This window comes from Caballeronia sp. LjRoot31 (assembly GCF_964253885.1).
GTDB lineage: Bacteria > Pseudomonadota > Gammaproteobacteria > Burkholderiales > Burkholderiaceae > Caballeronia.
On the sequence record NZ_CAXURX020000001.1, the window covers coordinates 2,244,673 to 2,266,990 of the forward strand.

Here is a 22,318-nt window from a genome sequence, read left to right on the forward strand (position 1 = left end):
AACGCCACGGGGTCAACGCCAGCCCTGGCTGCACCCGGTTACTTCCCTGTAGACGCCGGCTGGGCAGGCAGAATCAAATGCGCGGGCGCGGCGTGTGCCTTGTGGCGAGCGGCAAAGTAATACAGCAGCGCCGGTACCGCGAGCCCGATGATCCACGAAATGTCCGCGCCGTCGAGCTTGTCCACCAGTGGGCCGGTATAGAAAGCGCTCGAAATGAAGGGCAATTGCACGAGCACCCCGATTGCATATACGCCGATGCCCGTCACGTTCCAGCGACCATAGCGCCCATCTGGATCGGAAAGCGCGGGGACATCGTAACGATCCTTGGTAATGAAGTAATAGTCGACCAGGTTGATCGCGCTCCACGGCGTAAAGAACGCGAGCAGGAACAGAATGAACGACGAAAACTCCTTCAGGAATGCATGACGGCCGGCGAGTGCGAGCCCCATCGCAAGTCCAACCATCGCGACAATGTAGACCGCGCGGTTACGCGTCGACAGACGCTGCTCACCGCGAAAGCCGCTGACCACCGTCGCGATCGACATCACGCTGCCGTATGCATTCAGCGTCGTGATCGTGATCTTGCCAAACGCGATGGCGAAGTAAAGCAGCGCGGCAATCGCCCCGCTCCCGCCCAGGCTGACGACAAACGACACCTCGTGATGCGAGAACTGCTTGCCGGCGAGCGCGGCGGCGAACACGCCGAACACCATCGCCACCTGCGCGCCGATCACCGAGCCAAGTCCGATGGCCCAAAACGTCTTGCGCGGCGACGTGGAGGAAGGCAAATAGCGAGAATAGTCGGCAACGTACGGGCCAAATGCGATCTGCCACGACGCGGATAGCGACATCGAAAGCAGGAAGCTGCTCAACGTGAAGTGACGGTTCGCAAGCAGGGAGCCGATATCGTGACCCGTCAGCAGGCGCGCGAACATGTACACGAAAGCGAGCACGCCAATCACGCTCGCGACGCGGCCGATCGCGTGAATCACGCGGTATCCGAACACCGTAAAGCCGACAATCACTACCGTGAATACGACAATGCCGACCGCGTCGTCCACGTGCAGCAGTTGCGCGACGGCCTGCCCCGCGAGGACCGAACCGCTCGCTGAGAAGCCGACGTACATCAGGCACACCAGCGCGATGGGAATCACCGCACCGTACACCCCGAACTGCACGCGGCTCGATATCATTTGCGGCAGTCCGAGTTGCGGCCCCTGCGCTCCATGCAACGCCATCACACCGCCGCCCATCAGCTGACCGACCATCAGGCCGATCAAGGACCAGAACACGTCGCCGCCGAGCACAACCGCAAGCGCGCCAGTGACGATAGCGGTGATCTGCAGGTTGGCGGCCAGCCACAGCGTGAACTGGCTGGCAAGGCCGCCGTGACGTTCGGCTTCGGGGATGTAGTCGATGGTGCGGCGTTCGGCAATGGCGCCAGTCTTTGCGTCGCTCTTTGATACGGACATGGATACCCTCGAGTCAGTGGCGTCGCGTGAACCGCGCGTCGCCCGCGTCTTTCAATACGTCGTCGCGCAATACGCCTGCGCGACAGCTCGAATCGCACATGGCGCTGGGCGGCAACTCACGATTCAACGAGACTCTATGGGAACCAATATGTATAGACAAGCTTGGTATTATGGTTGTTTACCCCTAACTGCGCTTTACAAAAACTCGTATTAACCAGGTTAAATATTCTTTTAATCAATAACTTATATTTAATCTGACTTGATGAATGAGCGATTCATGTCGATCAGTATTTTTCTATATGTATAGACAAGATGTAAGGTAGCCAATTTTATTTTGATTGGCCATTGCACCTTCATCGCGCGGGAGCGGGACCGCGGGACACTACCCGATGCCTGGCTAGAGCATGGACGAAAAGCAGCGTTTTCACGCTGTGGCTTTCAGTTGAAACAGCGCCACCGCGTCATTCAACTGCCGGCTCTGCTCTTCCAGTGACACCGCCGCCGCAGACGCCTCTTCCACCAGCGCTGAATTCTGCTGCGTCATCTCTTCCATTTGCGCCACCGTCAGATTGACCTGTTCGATACCCGTGGTTTGCTCGCCCGATGCCAGGCTGATCTCCGCCATGATCGCGCTGACGCGCCTGACCGCTTCCACGACCTCCACCATGGTCGCGCCCGCATGAGCCACGAGCTGGCTGCCGTCCTTCACGCTCGATGTTGACGTACCAATCAATTCCTTGATCTCCTTCGCCGCCGATGCCGAGCGTTGCGCCAAGCTTCGCACCTCGCTTGCAACGACCGCGAAACCCCGGCCCTGCTCGCCTGCCCGCGCCGCTTCCACGGCCGCATTCAGCGCGAGGATGTTGGTCTGGAACGCAATCCCTTCAATCACGCCGACAATGCCCACGATCTTGTCGGAGCTGCCTGAGATCGCGTCCATGGTGGCAACCACGCGGTTCACCACGTCGCCGCCGCGCAACGCGATGTCGGATGCGCCCGCAGCGAGTTCGCTGGCGTTGCGCGCATTGTCCGCGTTCTGCCTGACGGTGGCGGTCAACTGCTCCATGCTCGATGCAGCTTCCTGAAGCGACGCAGCCTGCTGCTCCGTACGCGCGGACAGGTCGAGATTGCCGCCCGAGATGGCATGGGCGTCACGCACGATTGTCTCCGCGCTCGAACGCACTTTGCGCACCGTCTGCGCAAGCCCTTCCTGCATGCCCTTCAACGCATTGAGCATGTAGCCCATCTCGTTGTTGCGCTGGACCGTCACGGTGCTGGTCAGGTCTCCGGCCGAGATCCGGCCGAAATAATCGACGGCCATATCGATCGGGCGCACGATTGCCCGGGTCAATATCCTTTGCGCGAAGAAGCCGATGACGAGCGCGACGACCGCGGCCGCGCCGAGCGTCCAGAGCATGGCTTCGAAACGTGCATCGGTGGTGTCGAAGCGTGCTTTCTGGCGTTCGACCTGGAAATTTTCCAGCGCGGTCAGCGCACTTTGATAATCGGAGAAAAGCGCGGGTGGCGCTTCCCGCTGGGTGGTCAGGAAATCCACCAGATTGTCCTGATCGAGTTCGGTTAGCGCCTTCTGGAATACCTGAGCCAACAGTTGGTCCCGCCGTGTTTGCATCGCGTCGATGAGCGCCTTCTCCGCCGGCACCGGGTCGTGAAGCTTCCGAAAAGCTTCCAGTTCCTTGTTGCTCTCGTCAAGAAGCGCATGCTGGCGGGCAATTTCGCGCTGGGCGGGCTTGCCGGCGCTGATCAGCTGCTCGACTTCGCCAAACCCGGCGCGCAGCAACAGCAAGCGCTCCGAGCTGGTTTTAAGGTGCAGCACTGACGCGGTATCGTCGCGATACATCTCCCGGAGCGCCGAATTGCTGCCGTACAGACCCAGGATGCCCACCGCGATTACCGCAATGAGCAGGACGGTGTAAATGGCGATCGTCGCGACCAGGCCGCCGCGAATAGTCATGTGTTTGCGCATAAGGGCTAGTCCCCACTGCGTCGCTGTAGTACGCGGCGCAACAGGTCTGTATCCTCCGGATATCTGGGGCGAACCGTGAAGGGAACCACTGGAATCAAGCGTCGATTGATCAGATAACGGCAGCGGGTGATGTGAAGATTTGCCGGGAGGCGACGCGGATGTGGTGTATAGCGACATTATTAGGGGGCGTTCGTTCGCACCGGTGGACGGGTTTTGGGTTTTGGGTTTTGGGTTTTGGGTTTTGGGTTTTGGGGTTAGCGGGTCCGGGTCAGTGCTGGGGTGGTCGGTTTTGGGGTTAGTGGTCGGGGGTCTATGCCGGGGTGGTGCTTTCGGCGTTAGTGGTCTGCGAGAGTCGGATTTTCTCTTTATCACTATTAGCCACTGTGCGTGGCGGCACGTCATTTCTTTGTCCAAAGCGACAAAGAAACGAAGCAAAGAAAGCGCTTTAACCGCTCTACCCTAAGTGTCCACAGCGTGCAGTTTCTATTCATAGGTGCCCCAAAAGCACGGTGCTCGCCAGAGCGGAGGATGTGTGAACCCCTCCTTCTCGCGAATCCTGACATGAACACGCTTCGCCCCGTACGTTCTCGGGCAAGCACGAATTGCCAAGGGACCAGCACGGCCTCACGCGTTCTGCATGCTTCGTTCTTGGTAGGTTAGCGGCTTGGTCTACGCATTTGTCTTCGTGGACCAGAGCTTGATGCCTAGCAGCTCGATGCGTGTTTAGTCCTTCAGTTTTTGGTGAGGTGATTGCGTGCTTACACGGTTATTTTCGTCGGTTACGGCCGTACATATTTTGGGGCTTTATTACTTGGAAGGTTGGCGGTGTGGTTCGAGGTGCGTACAAATTTGGAGGTAGGTCGTCCGCGGATAGCGCGGGGTGCCCCTTGGGCAGGTTCGATCACTGGTGGCGAAGCGTGTGGGTATCCGTGTTCGGAGAAGGAGGGGTTCACACATCCTCCGCTCTGGCGAGCACCGTGCTTTTGGGGCACCTATGAATCAAAACTGCACGCTGTGGACACTTAGGGTAGCGTGGTTGAAAGCGCTTTCTTTGCTTCGTTTCTTTGTCGCTTTGGACAAAGAAATGACGTGCCGCCACGCACAGTGGCTAATAGTGATAAAGAGAATATCCGACTCTCGCAGACCACCACGGCCGAAAGCACCAACCCGGCATTGACCCCGACCACTAACACTGAAAGCACCAACCCGGCATCAACCCCGACCGCTAACCCCAGAACCGACCACCCCAGCACTGACCCGGACCCACTAACCCCAAAACCCAAAACCCAAAACCCGTCCACCGGTGCGAACGAAAACCAATCCTGCTACAACCCCTAAGACACTTTTTAAAGCATGAATGTATGACTGATTCGACCTTCAAGCGTTTTTCGGAACCGGAAATTGCCGCAGTCTACCGCGCGATCCACGAACGCCGCGACATGCGCCATTTCACCAAGGCCCCCGTCGCCACCGATCAAATGGCGCGGCTGATCGACGCCGCCCACCACGCGCCGAGCGTCGGTTTCATGCAGCCCTGGCGCTTCGTCAGGATCACGGACCAGAACCTGCGCGTCGCACTGCACGACATCGTGGAAACCGAGCGGCGCGCCACCGCCGAAGCGCTCAACGAGCGTAGCGACGAATTCATGCGACTCAAGGTCCAGGGCATCCTCGACTGCGGCGAAGTCGTAGTCGTCGGCTTGATGGAGAATCGCGAGCGTCACATTTTCGGCCGCCGGACGCTGCCGGAAATGGACCTGGCATCGGTCGCGTGCGCTATCCAGAATATCTGGCTGGCCGCGCGCGCCGAAGGGCTCGGAATGGGCTGGGTGTCACTGTTCGATATCGGCGCAGTTCAGCGGCTGCTGCATATGCCCACGGACGCGAAGCCGGTCGCCATTCTGTGCATCGGGCATGTCGAGCATTTCTACGACGAACCGATGCTGCAGGCAGAAGGCTGGGCCAAGCGCGTACCTACATCGAATTGCGTCGAAGAGAACCGTTGGCCCGAAACGCTTCCTAATTCGGACGCATGAGCCGGATGCCTGAGCCGGATGCCTGAGCCGGATGCCTGAGCCGGATGCCTGAGCCGGATGCCTGAGCCGGATGCCTGAGTCGGATGCGTGAGTCGAATGCGTGAGCCGGGTGCATAAGCCGAATGTATAAGCCGAATGTATAAGCCGAATATATAAGCGACACACGTGATGCGGTTTCGCGTCCCGCTAAACCGCTGCCAGTTTGAAAAGCGCGACGGCCGCGTTCATCTGCGCCGCTTGCGTTTCCAGCGACGCCGCCGCTGCGGCGGCCTGCTCGACCAGCGCCGCGTTTTGCTGCGTTACCTGGTCCATCTGCGCGATGGCCACGTTGACCTGCTCAATGCCGGTGGTCTGCTCCTCGGACGCCACCGTGATCTCCCGCATGATGTCCGTGACCCTGCCCACCGCGACAATGATGTCGCTCATCGCGCTGCCCGCGTTTCTGACCAGCACCGAGCCGTTTCCAACGCGCTCCACCGACGTGGTGATCAGTTCGCGAATCTCCTTTGCGGCCCCCGCCGAACGTTGCGCCAACGCGCGTACTTCACTTGCCACCACGGCGAATCCGCGCCCTTGTTCGCCCGCGCGTGCCGCTTCGACCGCTGCGTTCAGCGCAAGGATATTGGTCTGGAACGCAATCCCTTCAATCACCCCGATGATCTCCGAAATTTGCTTCGAACTACTATTAATCCCGTCCATGGTCGACACCACGTCGGCTACGACCTGACCGCCGTGACCTGCCGTTGTCGATGCGGTTTGCGCAAGGTCGCTTGCTTGTCGAGCGCTATCGGCGTTCTGGCGCACCGTGCTTGTCAGTTGGCCGATACTCGCTGAAGTTTCCTGCAGCGAAGCGGCTTGTTCTTCGGTCCGCTGCGACAGGTCGATGTTCCCCGACGCTATCTCGCGTGTCCCCACGGCCATTTGTTCCGTGCCGTCGCGTACGCCGCCGACTATCGTGCTCAAGCCTTGTTGCATCGTCGATAACCCCTCTATCAAGCGGCCGATTTCATCGTGCCGACGCGCAGTAAGCCGGGTTGCCAGGTTGCCTCCGGCAATCTCCGTGCATGCATCCACGGCTGCCCGCAACGGCACGATCACAATCCGCTGCAATGCCACACGCGAGAAGAACGCGAGCACGAGCCCGGCCGCGAGCAACGTCGAGGCGATCCAGGTGACGGTGTTGGTGCGTCGCTGCGAGGCTTCAAAACGTGCCTTGCCGTGCTCGAATTCCATGGCGACGAGCGGCTGCAGCGCGGCATCGTAGGCGTTGAATGCGTCCTTGATCTGGTTCTCGTTGAACTCGCGGATATCGCTCGCGCGCTTGGATTCCAGCGCCTCCACCGCCGGCAACAATGTCTGCTGGACGAGTTGCTCGCGTGCGGTGTTCGCGCTCTGCATGAGCGTTTGCTCTTCACGGCCGCTTGCAAGTACCGCAAACGCTTTCCAAGCGGCGTTCGCACCGTCGATGGCACCCTGGGCGTCACGCAGCAGCGCGGCCGACTCGGTGCTGCCTGCGCGTGGGTCATAGTCCTGCAACGCCGTGCGCGCGATCAGCAAGCGGATCGTGTCCTTGGCGAGCAAGTCCAGACCGCCGGTGTCCTGCATGTAGAGCGCGCGCATGGATGCGTCCGCCGTTCGTGCCGCGTAGATGCTGTAGCCGCCGATCGCGGCCAACATGATGGCGAATGCGCCCACCAGGATACTGAGCCATGCCTTGATGCTTACCGCTGTTTTCATCGAATCTCCATACGATGCGCCGCTTCGCGCGAGGACATCGGCCCGTGCCGACCTCCTCCTTACGGCGTATGGACGGATAAGTTTAGACGCGCAAGCAGATGGAACAGATTGCGGCGGGATGGCGCAAAGCCTTGTTTTATAAGGCTCTGGCGGGAGTCAAGCAGTGCCGGACGGCAATTCGACAAATACCGGTTATATGCGTGGCCATACCTTGGAGCCTCGTAAGCCGCAAGACTTGTCATTCCGGCACGGGGGCGCAACCCCCACTCGTGCATGGGTCTATAGAAGAAAGGCGCTTATCGTCGGGGAATGCGGTAGGGGAATACGCCTTGCCAGCCTTTTCAACCCGCCAATGCACTTGCGGTTCCGAAAAGCCGCGATGTAATATGACGTCTGATAACGTATGAGATTGCCGGGATACTTCGGCGTCCAACTCAAGGCGTCAAGCCAGAGGAAGCCTAGCCATGACACCGTCTTCGCCTTACCAGCCCTTGCCCAACACGTTTCGCCAGTCGGTCCTGAAGAACGAAACCCAGATCGGATGCTGGGCCTCGCTCGGCAGCCCGATCACGACCGAACTGCTCGGCTTGCTGGGCTTCGACTGGATCCTGCTCGACGCCGAGCACGCGCCCAACGACGTCCTTACCCTGATCCCCCAGCTCATGGCGCTCAAGGACAGCCGTAGCGCCCCTGTGGTGAGGCCGCCAGCCAATGACAGCGTGGTAATCAAGCGGCTGCTTGATAGCGGCTTCTTCAACTTCCTGATCCCCTTCGTCGACAGCGCCGCCGACGCCGCTCGTGCCGTCGCCGCGACGCGTTATCCGCCGCAGGGGATTCGCGGGGTGTCGGTAGGTCATCGCGGTAATCGCTACGGAACCGTAAGTGACTACTTAAGCACCGCGAACGACAACATCTGCGTCGTGGTGCAGATCGAAAGCCGGACGGCGGTTGATGCAATCGATGAGATTCTTGCCGTCGAAGGCGTTGACGCCGTGTTCCTCGGCCCGTCGGATCTGGCGGCATCGTATGGGCAACTTGGCAATCCGAATCACCCGGACGTGCAGCAGGCCATCGCACACGTCTTCGAGCGTGCCCGCGCTGCAGGCAAAGCGAGCGGCACACTGGCTCCCGTGCAGGCCGACGCGGAACGGTATCTGTCGATGGGCTGCCAGGTGATCGCCGTTTGCGCCGACATGGGCCTTCTCAGGAATGCGGCGCAAGCTGTGCAAAAACATTTCATGCAGAAGTAGCGGAACGGAAGCAGGAAGCACCCCGACAACTTGTGGAGATAGACATGCAAAAAGCAGGCTTCATCGGTCTTGGCATCATGGGCAAACCCATGGCCGAGAACCTCATCAAGAATGGCGTGGCACTGGCGGCGTTTACTCGCAGCGGCGTACCGGACACGCTGACCCAGGCCGGCGCGATTGCGTGCGACAGCCCGGCCGCGGTCGCGGCGCAATCAGACGTGATCTTCGTCATGGTGCCGGATACGCCGGACGTGGAGCGTGTCCTGTTCGGCGAGAACGGCGTGGTCGCCGCGCTGCGCGCAGGTCAGGTCGTAGTGGATATGAGCTCGATCTCGCCCATCGCGACCCGCGAGTTCGCAGCGAAAGTGCGCGAACGCGGCGCGGACTATCTGGACGCGCCCGTCTCGGGTGGCGAAGTCGGCGCGAAAGCCGCATCGCTCACGATCATGGTCGGCGGCTCGCAAACCACCTTCGACAGCGTGAAACCGCTCTTCGACATGATGGGGAAAAACATCTCGCTGATCGGCGAAGTCGGCGCGGGACAGGTCTGCAAGCTGGCGAACCAGGTGATCGTCGCGGCAACAATCGAAGCGGTCGGCGAAGCGTTGTTGCTGGCGTCCAAAGCCGGTGTCGATGCGGAGAAAGTGCGTACCGCGTTGATGGGCGGTTTCGCGTCGTCGCGGATTCTGGAAGTGCACGGCGAACGCATGACCAAACGCACGTTCAATCCGGGCTTTCGCATTGAATTGCATCAGAAGGATTTGAACCTCGCGCTCTCGACGGCGCAATCGCTTGGTGTGTCGCTGCCCAACACCGCGACGTGCCAGGCGCTGTTCAACGCCTGCGCGGCGCATGGCGGCAAGGCATGGGATCACTCCGGGATGGTTCGCGCGCTGGAGTATCTGGCCAACCACGAGATCGGTCAGGCGCCAGTGGCCTGATCCGCTGCCGGGCAAATAAGAAAGGGCATCGCGATCAACATCGCGATGCCCTTTTTCACGTCATACAGGCTTAGCCCTTGGTCACGCTCGCGGGCAAATCGCGGCCGTGATACTTCTTGTAGATCGTGTTGAGCGTGCCATTCTTCTGGTTCGTGCTCACCCAGTTATTGACCCACTCCTTGAGCTTCGGCTCGTCCTTGTTCATCGCAATGCCCAAATCGAAATCCTTCTGTGCGAACTTCAATTCCACATTGCGGTTAGGCGCGCGCTTGATTATCTCGGCCAGGTTCGACGGCGTGCTGGAGAAGAGGTCGACCTGCCCCGTCACCATCGATGTGATCAGCGTCGCGTCGTCTTCATAACGCTGAATCTGTGCGCCCTTTGCCATTTGCGTCGTAATGGTGTCGTTGACGGTAGCGCGCGTGAGGCCGATTGTCTTGCCGTTCAGGTCATCGTAATTCTTGACGTTCTCATTTTTCGTCCCGCCTACGATGATCGTGATGACCGCATAGGGAATCGAGAAGTCGACCACCTTCGCGCGTTCAGGCGTGATCGAGAGATCGGCTATCACGAGATCCGCGCGCTTGGCCTGCAAGGTTGGCACGCGCGCGGCATTCGTGATCTGCACGAGTTCGAGTTTTACGCCAAGGTCTTTCGCCAACGCCACGGCCGTGTCCACATCGGAGCCCGCAGGCTGAAGGTTGGCATCGGCGTAGCTGAACAGCGGCGTGCCCATCGCAATCGCCACGCGGATCTTGCCTGCCTTCTTGATGTCGTCGAGCTGGTCGGCCATCGCGCTGTGCGCTACGCCCGCGAGCAACAAAGCGGCCACGCAGGCGCGCATGATGAAACGGTTGGTCTTCAAAGCAGTCTCCATTTTTATGATCGGTTCAAAAGATATTTTGCGGGCCTGGCCTATAGGTTAAAAGCTACAGGCCGTTATTCAGGAACGTGCGTAACTCGGGCGTCTGCGGCGCGTCGAGCATGTCGCCGCTGCCGACCTCCCACACCTTCCCCTGATGCATGTAAATGATTCGGTCCGCCATGCGCTTGGCGAACGCCATCTCGTGCGTGACCAGCAGCATCGTCATGCCGTCCTTCGCCAGATCCTCCATCACGCGCAGCACTTCGCCGGTCAGTTGCGGATCGAGCGCGGACGTCACTTCGTCGAACAGCATGACCTTCGGTGACATCGCGAGCGACCGTGCTATCGCCACGCGCTGCTGCTGTCCGCCCGAAAGCTGCTCCGGGTACGCATCGGCTTTTTGCGCGAGGCCGACCTGATCGAGGACCTTCATTGCCACGCGGCGCGCTTCATCGCGTCCGAGTTTTTTCACGTGGCGCAGCGCCAGCATGATGTTTTCTTCCACGGTGAGGTGCGCAAACAGGTTATAGCTTTGAAACACGATGCCGACTTCACGGCGCAACTGATGCAGGTCCACCTTCGGGTCATCGACACGAATGCCGCATACCTCGATCGTGCCCCGGTCGATGGTTTCCAGACGATCGATACACCGAAGCGCCGTGCTCTTTCCCGAACCGCTCGCGCCGATCACGGCGATCATTTCGCCCTTGGCCACTTCCAGTGACACGCCCTTGAGCACCTGATTCGAGCCGAAGCTCTTATAGACGTCCCCGAGCTTAACGATTGCCGACATTGAGCTTTTTCTCCATCGATTGGCTCCAGCGCGAGAGCGGATAACACAGCACGAAATAGAAGACCCCGACCAGCCCGAACACGAGGAACGGTTGAAAAATCGAGTTGTTGATGATCTGGCCGGCGCGGGTCAATTCGACGAAACCGATCACCGAAGCGAGCGATGTCATCTTGATGACCTGCACCAGGAAACCCACCGTTGGCGGCAGCGCGAGACGCAGCGCCTGCGGAATGATCACGAGGCGCAAGGTCTGCCAGCGCGTCAATGACAGGCATTCAGCGGCTTCCCATTGGGGTTTCGGCATGGCGTCTATACACCCGCGCCAGATGTCGCCGAGATACGCGCTCGTGTAGACCATCAGCGCGAGGCCGGCCGCGACCAGCGCCGGCACCTGGAAGCCATACACGGACAAACCGAAGTAGACGATGAACAGCAGGATCAGCAGCGGAATGCCCTGAATGGCTTCTATATAGACCATCGCCGGACGGCTGAGCCAGCGGCGCGGCGAGATGCGCGCGAGCATCACGCCGAAGCCGCCGATGCTGCCCAGCACGAAGGCGAGCGCCGAGAGCACGAGCGTCCACCAAATCGAGTGCACGAGGTAAAACAGATGTGCCGTAGTGAAACCGCCGGTCATGCCGCACCTCCGGGAATCACGGTATCAATGCGCCCCTGGTCCGGCACCGGCTTGCCGGCCCGCTCCGCGGCCTGGCGCATGACCCGCCGCCGCTTGAACGCGACCTCGCCCACGGCCCACGCAATCAGCTTGATCAGCAGCGACAACGCGAGATACAGCAGCGCCACGACAATGTACGTTTCGAGCGAGCGGAAGGTGTCGGATTGCACGGTGTTCGCCGTTGCCGTGAGCTCTTCCGCCGAGATCTGCGACGCGATGGCCGAGGCCTGCATCATCAGCAGGAACTGGCTGGTCAGCGCGGGATAAACCTTTTCAATGGATGGCTGAAGCATCACATGCCAGCCGATCCGCCAGCGCGACAACCCCAGGCACTCGGCCGCCTCGATCTGCCCGCGCGGCACCGATTCAAGACCTGCACGAATGATCTCGGCCGCGTAAGCGCCGATGTTGATCACCATCGCGAGCGCGGCGGCGGCGAACGTCGGCATGCGCACGCCGAAGCTGGCAAGCCCGAAGTACAGCAGGAATATCTGCACGAGAAAAGGCGTGTTGCGCACAGCCTCGATATAGATCGAGCAGAGCCGCGATAAAAGCCGGTTCTTGCCGCGCTTCGCAAATGCGACCAGCGTACCCAGGATCACACCGAAAAACACCGCCACGGTCGTCATCTTCAACGTCAGCCAGGCGCCTTTCAGGAAGACGGGCCAGTACGGAAGCAGCGGGCTGAAATCGAGAGAGAAAGTCATCGCAGCAATGTCTAGGTTAGGTCGTGCACGGCGCAGGTCTTTCGTCGCCACACCGGGCGCGTGGCGCGGTCCGTCGCCGGGCCAGCGGGCTTATCAAACTCTGTGCAAACGCTATTCGAACGGCCCGGTCGTGGTGAACGCCCCGCCCTGCAACACGGCGACGGCACTGCCGGGTTCAGGCGCCGGCTGCGCGTCGATCTTCGCCCGGAAGGGCTCCGACGAATCACGCGGCACGAATCCCAGCTTCGATGCAAACCGGTTGTCCCACCATGTGACCGCGTTGTCTGACATCCCGTAGACCACGGTATGGCCGACATTCGGCGTAAATAGACTGCGTTGCAGGAGTTCGAGCAGGTCGTCGTAGCTGAGCCAGCTTGCCATCATCCGGCGATCCTTCGGCTCCGGAAACGCCGAGCCAATACGGATGCTCACCGTCTCGATTCCGTAGCGGTCGAAATAGAACTGCGCCACGTCTTCACCGAACGATTTGGACAGGCCGTAGTAGCCGTCGGGACGTCGCAGCGCATGCGCGTCGATCTTCTCGTCCTGCCGATAAAACCCGGTCACGTGATTGGAACTGGCGAAGATGACACGCTTGAGACCGTGCCGGCGGGCGCCTTCGTAGAGGTTGTAAACCCCCTTGATATTGGCTTCCAGCACTTCTTCGAAGGGCCGTTCCACCGATACCCCGCCGAGATGGATGACCGCATCGCAGCCGGCAACCAGCGCGTCGACCGCCTGCTTGTCCGAGAGATCGCAAGGAATGACTTCTTCATGCGGCGCCGCGTCCGGGCGCAACGCGGCCGGCAGATCCGACACCCTGATCTTGTCCGCGAAGGCGGACACGCGTGAACGAATGGCTTGGCCTACGCCGCCGGCGGCACCGGTCAGCAACAGGCGTTTAAACGGGACTGTGTGTTCTTGATTGGCCATGTAAGCCTGTCTCCAATTAAGCGCGGATACCGGGAGCTTGCACGCTCCTTTCGGTTGGATCGGCCGCTTGATCCAGTTTTTATTGTACGTTGTCATATGACTATAGCGTGCATATAATCATTCGCAAATCCGTTTGTCAACTTTGGTGAAACATTATCCCAACCGAGGTAGCCGTGCAGAGACCGACTCGCGCTGTCTTCGAAACCCCGGCCCACCCGCAGGTACGGCGTAGCCTGACGACCGAACTCGTCGATGCGCTGCGCCAGCAGATCGAAACCGCAGAGCTCAAGGTGGGCGCCCGGCTCGCAACCGAAGCGGAAATGGTGCAGCGCTTCAACGTGAGCCGCACGGTCGTGCGCGAGGCGTTGTCGAAGCTACAGGCAGCGGGACTCGTGGAGACACGGCATGGCATTGGGACCTTCGTCTGCGAGGCGCCGGGCAGAGGCTTTTTTCAACTTGATCCCGCCGACGTGGCTGGTTCCATCGACGCCCTCGCCGTACTCGAGCTGCGCATCAGCCTGGAGACGGAGAGCGCGGGACTGGCCGCGGCGCGATGCGACAAAACGCGGATCGCCGCCATGCGGCGCGCGCTGAGCGACTTCGAGCGCAACCTGGGCGAAGCGACCGAGACCATATCGCCCGATATCCGCTTTCATCTCGAGATCGCGCATGCCACCGGCAACCGCTATTTTGTGGAGATCATGACGCATCTCGGCATTCACATGATCCCGCGCGCCCGCCTCACCGCCACGCAGATTCCGCCCGCCCAGTACGCGGACTATCTGACGCGCGTGAATCGCGAGCATGAGCAGATCTGCGATGCCATTGAGCGGGGCGACGCCGACTCGGCGCGTACCGCCATGCGGCTCCATCTGATCAACAGCCGTGAACGTTTGCGGCGAGCGCAGACAAGCGTCTGAGCGCTGGCATTACATGCGCATTCGTTTCGGTGGTGCGGCAACCGACGCGCGGTTCGTGACGGTCACGGGAAACTCTCGATAGATCGTGTACGCTGTCCCGTAACTCGCGTTGAGCAACCATCGGACGGCGTTCTGCGTGAGATCAGCGGTCGGGATGTGGACCGATGTCAGGCCCGGCGCGGAGAACGCGGCCGAATAATCATCGTCGTAACCGATTACCGATACATCGTCCGGCACCGAGACACCCGCTTGCTGTAGACACGACAAGGCGCCGATTGCCATGGTGTCGTTGGCGCAGAACAGCCCGGTAAACCTTTTCTTCGACGCCAGCAGTTGCCGCGCGGAGTCATATCCGCCGTCTGGTGAAAAGTCCGATTCGATCAACTGGACTTCAGCGCGGTCAATGCCGTTGCGAGCGAGTTCATCGAAGAATCCTGCGATCCGCGCGTGATTATCGGAAGCCTGGAAAGGCCCTGAAATCACGGCTATTTTCTTGTGTTTATGCGCAAGCAGCGTCTGCGCCGCCAGCACCCCGCCCTTATGATGATCCGCGCAAAACGACGCCTCCGGCATCTGTGCGAAGTCGCGATTGAGGAACACCATTTTCGGGTGCATGCGGTGCAGCTTGACGAGATCGTCGTCATGCAGGTCGTGGCTGGTCACCACGATGCCATCGCAATCGCGGGCGATCAGGAACTGCACCGCTTCAATCGCCTGGTCGCGTGGCGAGTCGTCGCCGCAGCCCGTTGCCACTACCACATGGCGATGCACCTTGCGCAACTCTGTATCGGTTTGCTTGAGGATGGTGCCATAGTAGGGGCCGAAGAACGACGGCACGAAGATGCCGATCATGCCGAGGGATTGCGTCGAGAGCGCCCGACCGAGCGATGATGGCCGGAAGTTCAGCTCGGCGATTGCTGCCTGCACGCGAGCGAGTGCGTCGGCGGAGACGGGTCCGCGGCCGGAGATGGCGCGAGATGCGGTGGACATGCCCACGCCGGCCAAGGTTGCGACGTCCTTCAGGGTTGCCACTTTTGTTTTTACTCCTTGGATGAGGGCTTTAGGTGGTGATTTTGGTGTTAGGGGGTGGGGCAATGCCCGGGGGGCGGTTTTGGGGTTTGTGGTCGAGGGTCAATGCCCGGGGTGGTCGGTTCTGGGGTTAACGGTCGGGGTCTATGCCGGGTTGCTGCTTTCGGGCTTAGTGGTCTGCGAGAGTCGGATTTTCTCTTTATCACTATTAGCCACTGTGCGTGGCGGCACGTCATTTCTTTGTCCAAAGCGACAAAGAAACGAAGCAAAGAAAACGCTTTAACCGCTCTACCCTAAGTGTCCACAGCGTGCAGTTTCTATTCATAGGTGCCCCAAAAGCACGGTGCTCGCCAGAGCCACGGATGTGTGAACCCCTCCTTCTCCGAACACCGATACCCACACGCTTCGCCACCAGTGATTGAACCTGCCCAAGGACCACCCCGCGCTATCCGCGGACAACCTACCTCCGGATTTGTACGCGCCTCGAACCACGTCGCCAGCCCGCCAAGAAACGAAGCCCCAACAATGCGTAAGGCCGTAACGGACGAAAATAACGGTGTAGGCCGTGTAACCAACTCACCAGGGACTGAGGCAATAAATACACGTCACGTCGAGCTGTTACGGATCAAGCTGTGACCTACGAAATAAGGGAACCGATCAAGCAGCCAACTCACTAAAAAACGAAGCATGCAGAACGCGTGAGGCCGTACCGGTTCCTTGGCAACTGGTGCTTGCCCGAGAGCGTACGGGGCGAAGCGTGTTCGTGTCAGGATTCGCGAGAAGGAGGGTTTCAAACATCCGTCGCTCTGGCGAGCACCGTGCTTTTGGGGCACCTATGAATCAAAACTGCACGCTGTGGACACTTAGGGTAGCGGGTTGTAAAAGCGTTTTCTTTGCTTCGTTTCTTTGTCGCTTTGGACAAAGAAATGACGTGCCGCCACGCACAGTGGCTAATAGTGATAAAGAGAAAATCCGACTCTCGCAGACCACTAACATGGAAAGCAGCAACCCGGCATTAACCCCAACCGCTAACCCCAGAACCGACCACCCCGGCATCAACCCCGACCACTAACCCCAAAACCGACCACCCCAGCACTGACCCGGACCCGGACCCACTAACCCCAAAACCCAAAACCCGTCCACCGGTGCGAACGAAAACCACTTCCCTATAACCCCTCAAACCCGATCACCACTGGTTTCATCGAAGAGCGAGATACGTTTGCTGTCGATCGAAAACCCCGTCATCTCGTCGACCGCTGCGCTCGCAGTATCCTGCGCGATCGACGCGATTTGGGCCCCATGATAATCGAGCCAAATTACCCGATGATTACCCATCGGCTCAACGAGCGATACCGTCCCACGATGTCCGAACGCCGGATCAATCGAGACATCCTCGGGGCGCACGCCGAGCACGCACGGCAGCTTCTCCGGCGGTGACTGCAGAAACGGATACGCGGAAACATCAATATCAACGTGCTCATTGCGAAACCGCACTCCACCACCCTCGCGATGCAACACGCCCTTCAGCAAGTTCATACCCGGCGAGCCAAGGAACGTGGCAACAAACAAATTATTCGGATGCGCATAAACCTCCGCCGGCGTACCGATCTGCTGGATCACCCCACCACGCATGACCGCCATGCGGGTCGCGAGCGTCATCGCTTCGACCTGATCGTGGGTCACGTAGATCATCGTTGCACCGAGACGCTTATGCAGTTGCTTCAGCTCACGCCTGAGCTCCGTGCGCAGTTTTGCATCGAGGTTCGACAGCGGCTCATCGAAGAGAAACACGTCCGCTTCACGCACGATCGCCCGGCCGATTGCCACGCGCTGACGCTGCCCCCCCGACAACTGCGCAGGCCTGCGTTTGAGCAATGGCCCTAACTGCAACATCTCGGCCGCACGCGTGACACGCCGTTCGATCTCGGCTTTGGGCGTACCCGCTATACGCAAACCGAACGAGAGATTACGCTCGACGTTCATGGTCGGATACAGCGCGTAGGACTGGAACACGAGCGCGATACCGCGATCTTTCGGATCGGCCCACGTCATATCCTGGCCTCCGATCTCGATGCTGCCGCCGCTTACATCGATCAGTCCTGCAATGCTGTGCAGCAAGGTGGATTTACCGCACCCCGAGGGGCCCAGCAATACAAGAAACTCACCCGGTTCGACCTCAAGATCGAGCGATTCGATGATCGTGTTGGAGCCAAGCTGGATCTCCAGATCGCGGATTGAAACGTTCGACATGACTGTAGACATGAATGAGCCCTGGACTAACCCTTGACCGCACCGGAAGCAATGCCACGCACGAACCAGCGACCCGAAACGAAGTAAATGGCAAGCGGCACCATGGACGTGAGGATGGTCGCCGCCATGTTGACGTTGTAGAGCCGCTCGCCCGTCGTGGTGTTGATGATATTGTTCAGTTGTACTGTCATCGGCAAGTTCTTCGTGCCCGCGAAAACGAGACCCAGGATGAAGTCGTTCCAGATACCGGTGACCTGCATGATGATGGCGACCACGATGATCGGCGTGGACATCGGCACCATCAGTTGCAGGAAGATGCGCCAGAAACCGCCCCCGTCCACGCGCGCTGCCTGGAAGAGCTCATGCGGCAACGCTGCGTAGTAATTGCGGAACAACAGTGTCATCACGGGCATGCCGAAGATCGTATGGATCAGCACAATACCGGGCAATGAGCTAAATAAATGCACCGTCGCGAGCACCCGCACAAGCGGATAGACCATCACCTGTACCGGGATGAATGCACCCACCAACAGGATGGCGAACAGCGTGGTGGCCCCGCGTGGTTTCCAGAATGACAACGCGTAACCGTTCACCGCACCGACCAGAATGGACAGGACCGTACTCGGCACGACAATGCGCACCGAGTTCCAGAAGCCGACCTGAATGCCCTGGCAATCCAGTCCCGTACACGCCGATTGCCACGCAACACGCCATGCATCCAGCGTGAAATGCACCGGCAGCGAAAGGATATTGCCAAGACGAATTTCCGTCATCGGCTTGACCGACGTGACGAGCATCACATAGAGCGGCAGCAGGAAGAACAAGGCCGAAGTCAGCAGGAACGCGTACACGCCCAGGCGCGCGGGCGTGAAGCGCGACCTGCGTTTTAACGGGCGACGTGGCGCGTTCATCGGGAATCCCTGAGCCGCAATGCGCGGCTGCGAATATAAAAGACCGGCGCGAGGATCGCGAGCACGGTCACGAGAAGAACGATCGACGCCGCCGACGCCAGCCCGAGATTCGCGCGTCCGAACAGATAGTCCATGATGAACTTTGCGGGCACTTCGCTTGCCGTGCCGGGACCGCCTTGCGTCATGGCAACCACCGCGTCGTAGAGTTTGATGACCATCACGAACAGCAGGATGAAGGCCGTCGAAATGGATGCACCGAGCATGGGGATGACAATGCTGACATAGACACGCCAGCGCGGAATGCCATCTATACGCGCCGCCTTCCAGATCTCTTCATCAATGCCGCGCAGCCCCGCGAGCAACAACGCCATCACCAACCCGGACGCCTGCCAGACCGTTGCAATCACGAGCGTGTAGATCACGCGATCCTGATCGACGATCCAGTCGAAACGCGCGTGCGTAAAACCGATTCGGTGCAGCACTTCCTGAATGCCCAGCTCCGGATTCAGGATCCACTGCCACACGAGACCCGTTGCGACGAACGACATGGCGTATGGATACAGGAAGACCGTGCGCAGCGCGCCCTCCGCCATCACCTTCTGGTCGATAAACACCGCCAGCAGCAGCCCGATCGCGAGGCATATGACGATGAACAAAACCCCGTAGATCGCGATGTTTTGCAGCGACAGCATCCACCGGTCGTTATTAAAAAGCCGCACGTATTGCGACACGCCCGCAAAACTATTCGACGCGAACGTACGCGAGTTCGTGAACGATGTGCGCAAGCTCCATAACATCGTGCCGAGATAGGCGAACACCACCGTGAGCGCCATCGGCAACAACGCAATATAAGCGGCCAGCGCAAACCGCTTCCTCAGCGGCTTGCGCTTCACGCGACCGGCCGGCGCGCGCAAGGCCTTGCCGGCAGGCGTATGCGTCCTCAGCGCTCTCTGCGCCATCAGCTTTTCAGCCCGCTGGCGAAGGCCTTTTGTGCATCCTCCGCCGACTGGTTCTTGTTCCAGAAGTTGGTAATGACATCTTGCAACGCGCCATTGATATCAGGCGGCGTCAGCATTTCCGGATTCGGCAACTGCCGCGACTTGTCCTTCATGATCGCGATGCCTTCCTTCGCGCACATGTCGAGACTCGAATCGTCGATGTCCGAGCGAATCGGAATCGATCCCTTCTTCGCGCTGAACGCAACCTGTGCAGCCGGAGACGTCATGACCGTCGCCAGCAGCTTTTGCGCCTTGATCGCGTTGGGGTCGTCGGTCTTCGGGAAAACGAACGCGTCCCCTGCGACAAGATACGGCGAATGCGGACCGAAGCCCGGGAAGCAGCCGAAGTCCTTGCCCGCCGTTTGATTGGCGGCGGAGAACTCGCCCTTCGCCCAGTCACCCATGATCTGCACGCCGGCCTTGCCGGAGATCACCAGCGCGGTGGCGTCGTTCCAGTTGCGGCCCGGTGAGCCCGGATCAATATAGTTGTGCAGGCGCTTGAACTGCGTCAGCACCTTCTTGAACGCGTCGGACTTGACCGCGTTCACATCGCGATCACGGTATACCTTCAAATAAAGGTCCGGGCCGCCGACATCGGCGAACACGGCGTCGAAGGTGATCTTCTCCTGCCATGCCTGACCACCGAGCGCGAGCGGAATCACGCCCGCCGCTTTCAGCTTGTCGAGATCCGCGATGAACTCATCGTAGTTGGCCGGCTCTTTCGTGATACCGGCCTTCTGGAACGCCGGCTTCGAATAGAAGAACCATGCCGGCATGTGGATATCCACGGGCGCTGCGTAGTAATGCCCGTTCGACTTGATGCTTTCAATGATCGACGGCGGGAAGATCTTGTCCCAGTTCTCCTTGGCCGCCACATCGTCCACGTTGTTCAGCAATCCCTGGTCGATGATGTCGTGAAATTGCTTGGACGTATTGAACTGCGCGGCGGTCGGCGGGTCCCCGCCCATGATGCGGTTGAGCGCCGTGGAGCGCGCCTGGTCCGCGCCGGCCACGGCTTGGTCGACCCACAATCCACCCGCCTTGTTATAGGCGTCGGCGAACTGCCTGATGGCCGCTGACTCGCCGCCCGATGTCCACCAGTGGATCACGGTCGCTTTCAACGGATCGGCGTGCGCTGCGCTGCTCGCCGCAACGGCGGCGATGACACTGACGACCAGTTTCTTCATGCGGTTCATTGCGTCTCCTCCGGGCTATATTTTCTATTTGGCCCCGTAGTCCATAGGGTCCAATGGCTTCGGCATTGAAATCGAACTGCGGGTCAGGCGCGGGAATTAACGCGGGTATTGCGCTCCGCGAGGAACTTCGCAATCAGCTCGGCGCTATGTTTCATGGTGCGCTTCTGCGTCTTGTAGTCGACATGAAACACGCCGAAGCGACGTTCATACCCAAAGGCCCATTCGAAGTTATCCATCAGCGACCAGATGAAATATCCGCGTATGTCGACGCCGGCCTTGATCGCGCTATCCACGGCGGCCAGGTGGTGTTTGAGGAACGAGATGCGCTGCGGATCATCGACGCGTCCATCGACTACCTTGTCATCCGACGCCATGCCGTTTTCAGTGATGTAGATAGGCGGCAATGACGGATACGTCTTGTTGAATCCGATCAGCAAGTCACGCAGGCCATCGGGATGAATCTCCCAGCCCATCTGTGTGCGCTCGACGCCTGGCAACGGCACTTCGGTGAAACCATGCGCGCCGTCGCTCTTCACGTTCGTGCGGAAGTAATAGTTGATGCCGAGGAAGTCGAGCGGCGTACCGATGATCTCCATATCGCCATCGAGCACCAGCGGCTCGGTGCCCGGCCATAGTTCGAAAAGGTCCTTGGGATAGGCCTTTTTCAACAGCGGGTCCAGTATCCACGCGTTGTGCTGGACTTCGAAAAGATGTGCGGCGCGTGCGTCGGCTGCGCTGTCGCTATTAGCGGTACCTCGGCCCACATTCGCGACAATGCCCTTGAGCGATTCGGGATCGTTTGCCCGCAAGACCGGCACGGCGGACCCGTGCGCGAGCAGCAGGTGATGCATGGCCTGGGTCGCGTAACGGTCATTCGCCAGACCCGGTGCATGATGGCCGTTGCCGTAGCCGAGGTAAGCGGAGCACCAAGGTTCGTTGAGCGTGGCCCAGGCATCGACCTGACCGCTTAGTTCGCGGCTCATCAGGTCGGCGTAATCGGCGAAGCGATACGCTATGTCGCGATTCAGCCAGCCGCCGCGATCTTCCAGATATTGCGGCAAGTCCCAGTGATAAAGCGTGACGAACGTCTTGAGGCCTTTCTCTTTCAGCCGCGCGATCAGGCGCTTATAAAAGTCGATCCCCTTCCGGTTCGGACGCCCCGATTCATCCATCACGCGTGGCCATGCAATGGATAGGCGATACCCGTCTACGTTTAGCGCGGACAGCAAATCGAGGTCCGATTCCCACCGATGATAATGATCGCAAGCGACCTCGCCGGTGTCGCCGGCCAGCACTTTGCCGGGCGTGGCCGAGAACGTGTCCCAGATCGACGGGAGCCGGCCGTCTTCGCTGACGGCGCCTTCGATCTGATAGGAGGCGGTTGCTGCGCCGAGCAAAAAGTCTCGTCGCCAGAGGGCTGAATCGGAGGGTGGGGAAAACGGATCGCCGGAGACAACGGATGCGTCGAGTGCCACGAGGACTCCTGTTGAGCGGTGGAGTGGAAGCGCTTCCACATGTGCCAGCGAACGATAGCAGCGCCGAATTGACAGGGACAATCCGGGTTTGTATGGAGAGGGTTTGGGGGTGGAGAGACGCGATCGTCGCGAGGGAGGTGGCGAC

Annotated in this window: 18 protein-coding genes; 4 read left to right on the forward strand and 14 right to left on the reverse strand. The window is 59.8% G+C overall.

Going from position 1 to position 22,318, the window contains the following annotated elements; translation table 11 throughout:
* Window positions 1-38: 38 nt before the first annotated feature.
* Both ACSQ8V_RS09960 and ACSQ8V_RS09965 read right to left on the reverse strand, forming a co-directional pair.
* Window positions 39-1,472 carry a purine-cytosine permease family protein gene (locus ACSQ8V_RS09960; protein ID WP_436205616.1) on the reverse strand — a complete coding sequence of 478 codons (1,434 nt, stop codon included), beginning with the start codon at window positions 1,470-1,472 and terminating at the stop codon, window positions 39-41.
* A 424-nt stretch (window positions 1,473-1,896) separates the two neighbouring features.
* Window positions 1,897-3,456, reverse strand: coding sequence for a methyl-accepting chemotaxis protein (locus tag ACSQ8V_RS09965; protein ID WP_436205617.1), 1,560 nt, complete (start codon window positions 3,454-3,456; stop codon window positions 1,897-1,899).
* Window positions 3,457-4,817: 1,361 nt separating this feature from the next.
* On the opposite strand from ACSQ8V_RS09965, the gene bluB reads away from it, so the two are divergent.
* Entirely contained in the window at window positions 4,818-5,492 is a 675-nt protein-coding gene (gene bluB, locus ACSQ8V_RS09970; protein ID WP_436205618.1) for a 5,6-dimethylbenzimidazole synthase, read from the forward strand.
* 186 nt (window positions 5,493-5,678) lie between these two features.
* On the opposite strand, the gene ACSQ8V_RS09975 is transcribed toward bluB, so the two are convergent.
* A complete protein-coding gene (locus ACSQ8V_RS09975; RefSeq protein WP_436205619.1) occupies window positions 5,679-7,229 on the reverse strand; it encodes a methyl-accepting chemotaxis protein in 1,551 nt (516 codons plus the stop codon).
* A gap of 464 nt (window positions 7,230-7,693) precedes the next feature.
* On the opposite strand from ACSQ8V_RS09975, the gene garL reads away from it, so the two are divergent.
* Window positions 7,694-8,479 carry a 2-dehydro-3-deoxyglucarate aldolase gene (garL, locus tag ACSQ8V_RS09980; RefSeq protein WP_213768412.1) on the forward strand — a complete coding sequence of 262 codons (786 nt, stop codon included), beginning with the start codon at window positions 7,694-7,696 and terminating at the stop codon, window positions 8,477-8,479.
* 44 nt (window positions 8,480-8,523) lie between these two features.
* Complete coding sequence (locus tag ACSQ8V_RS09985; RefSeq protein WP_436181801.1) at window positions 8,524-9,420, forward strand: 2-hydroxy-3-oxopropionate reductase; 897 nt, start codon at window positions 8,524-8,526, stop codon at window positions 9,418-9,420.
* Window positions 9,421-9,490: 70 nt separating this feature from the next.
* On the opposite strand, the gene ACSQ8V_RS09990 is transcribed toward ACSQ8V_RS09985, so the two are convergent.
* The 5 genes from ACSQ8V_RS09990 to ACSQ8V_RS10010 form a co-directional block, all read right to left on the reverse strand.
* A complete protein-coding gene (locus tag ACSQ8V_RS09990; protein ID WP_436205620.1) occupies window positions 9,491-10,297 on the reverse strand; it encodes a transporter substrate-binding domain-containing protein in 807 nt (268 codons plus the stop codon).
* 52 nt (window positions 10,298-10,349) lie between these two features.
* On the reverse strand, window positions 10,350-11,078 hold the full coding sequence (locus ACSQ8V_RS09995) for an amino acid ABC transporter ATP-binding protein (RefSeq protein WP_213768409.1): 729 nt from the start codon (window positions 11,076-11,078) through the stop codon (window positions 10,350-10,352).
* Complete coding sequence (locus tag ACSQ8V_RS10000; RefSeq protein WP_158935469.1) at window positions 11,062-11,715, reverse strand: amino acid ABC transporter permease; 654 nt, start codon at window positions 11,713-11,715, stop codon at window positions 11,062-11,064. The genes ACSQ8V_RS09995 and ACSQ8V_RS10000 overlap by 17 nt, the downstream gene beginning before the upstream one ends.
* Window positions 11,712-12,461 (reverse strand): amino acid ABC transporter permease, encoded by a 750-nt coding sequence (locus ACSQ8V_RS10005; protein WP_213768407.1) that lies wholly within the window; start codon window positions 12,459-12,461, stop codon window positions 11,712-11,714. The genes ACSQ8V_RS10000 and ACSQ8V_RS10005 overlap by 4 nt, the downstream gene beginning before the upstream one ends.
* A gap of 111 nt (window positions 12,462-12,572) precedes the next feature.
* Window positions 12,573-13,394 carry an NAD-dependent epimerase/dehydratase family protein gene (locus tag ACSQ8V_RS10010; protein WP_436205621.1) on the reverse strand — a complete coding sequence of 274 codons (822 nt, stop codon included), beginning with the start codon at window positions 13,392-13,394 and terminating at the stop codon, window positions 12,573-12,575.
* Between the two features lie 173 nt (window positions 13,395-13,567).
* On the opposite strand from ACSQ8V_RS10010, the gene ACSQ8V_RS10015 reads away from it, so the two are divergent.
* Window positions 13,568-14,314 (forward strand): FadR/GntR family transcriptional regulator, encoded by a 747-nt coding sequence (locus ACSQ8V_RS10015; protein WP_213768405.1) that lies wholly within the window; start codon window positions 13,568-13,570, stop codon window positions 14,312-14,314.
* 9 nt (window positions 14,315-14,323) lie between these two features.
* Here the strand turns inward: ACSQ8V_RS10015 and ACSQ8V_RS10020 are convergent, their stop codons facing one another.
* The 6 genes from ACSQ8V_RS10020 to ACSQ8V_RS10045 all read right to left on the reverse strand — a co-directional run bounded on the left by ACSQ8V_RS10020 (window position 14,324) and on the right by ACSQ8V_RS10045 (window position 22,173).
* Complete coding sequence (locus ACSQ8V_RS10020) at window positions 14,324-15,346, reverse strand: LacI family DNA-binding transcriptional regulator (protein ID WP_436205622.1); 1,023 nt, start codon at window positions 15,344-15,346, stop codon at window positions 14,324-14,326.
* 1,173 nt (window positions 15,347-16,519) lie between these two features.
* Window positions 16,520-17,605: an ABC transporter ATP-binding protein gene (locus ACSQ8V_RS10025; protein ID WP_213761405.1), complete on the reverse strand. Its 1,086-nt coding sequence runs from the start codon at window positions 17,603-17,605 to the stop codon at window positions 16,520-16,522.
* Between the two features lie 14 nt (window positions 17,606-17,619).
* Window positions 17,620-18,504, reverse strand: a complete 885-nt coding sequence (locus tag ACSQ8V_RS10030) for a carbohydrate ABC transporter permease (RefSeq protein WP_213761406.1) — start codon at window positions 18,502-18,504, stop codon at window positions 17,620-17,622.
* Window positions 18,501-19,337, reverse strand: a complete 837-nt coding sequence (locus ACSQ8V_RS10035; protein WP_436206631.1) for a carbohydrate ABC transporter permease — start codon at window positions 19,335-19,337, stop codon at window positions 18,501-18,503. Before ACSQ8V_RS10035 ends, ACSQ8V_RS10030 begins: the two co-directional genes overlap by 4 nt.
* Window positions 19,338-19,462: 125 nt before the next feature.
* Window positions 19,463-20,698, reverse strand: coding sequence for an ABC transporter substrate-binding protein (locus tag ACSQ8V_RS10040; protein ID WP_436205623.1), 1,236 nt, complete (start codon window positions 20,696-20,698; stop codon window positions 19,463-19,465).
* A gap of 83 nt (window positions 20,699-20,781) precedes the next feature.
* On the reverse strand, window positions 20,782-22,173 hold the full coding sequence (locus ACSQ8V_RS10045; protein WP_436205624.1) for a GH1 family beta-glucosidase: 1,392 nt from the start codon (window positions 22,171-22,173) through the stop codon (window positions 20,782-20,784).
* Window positions 22,174-22,318: the final 145 nt, after the last annotated feature.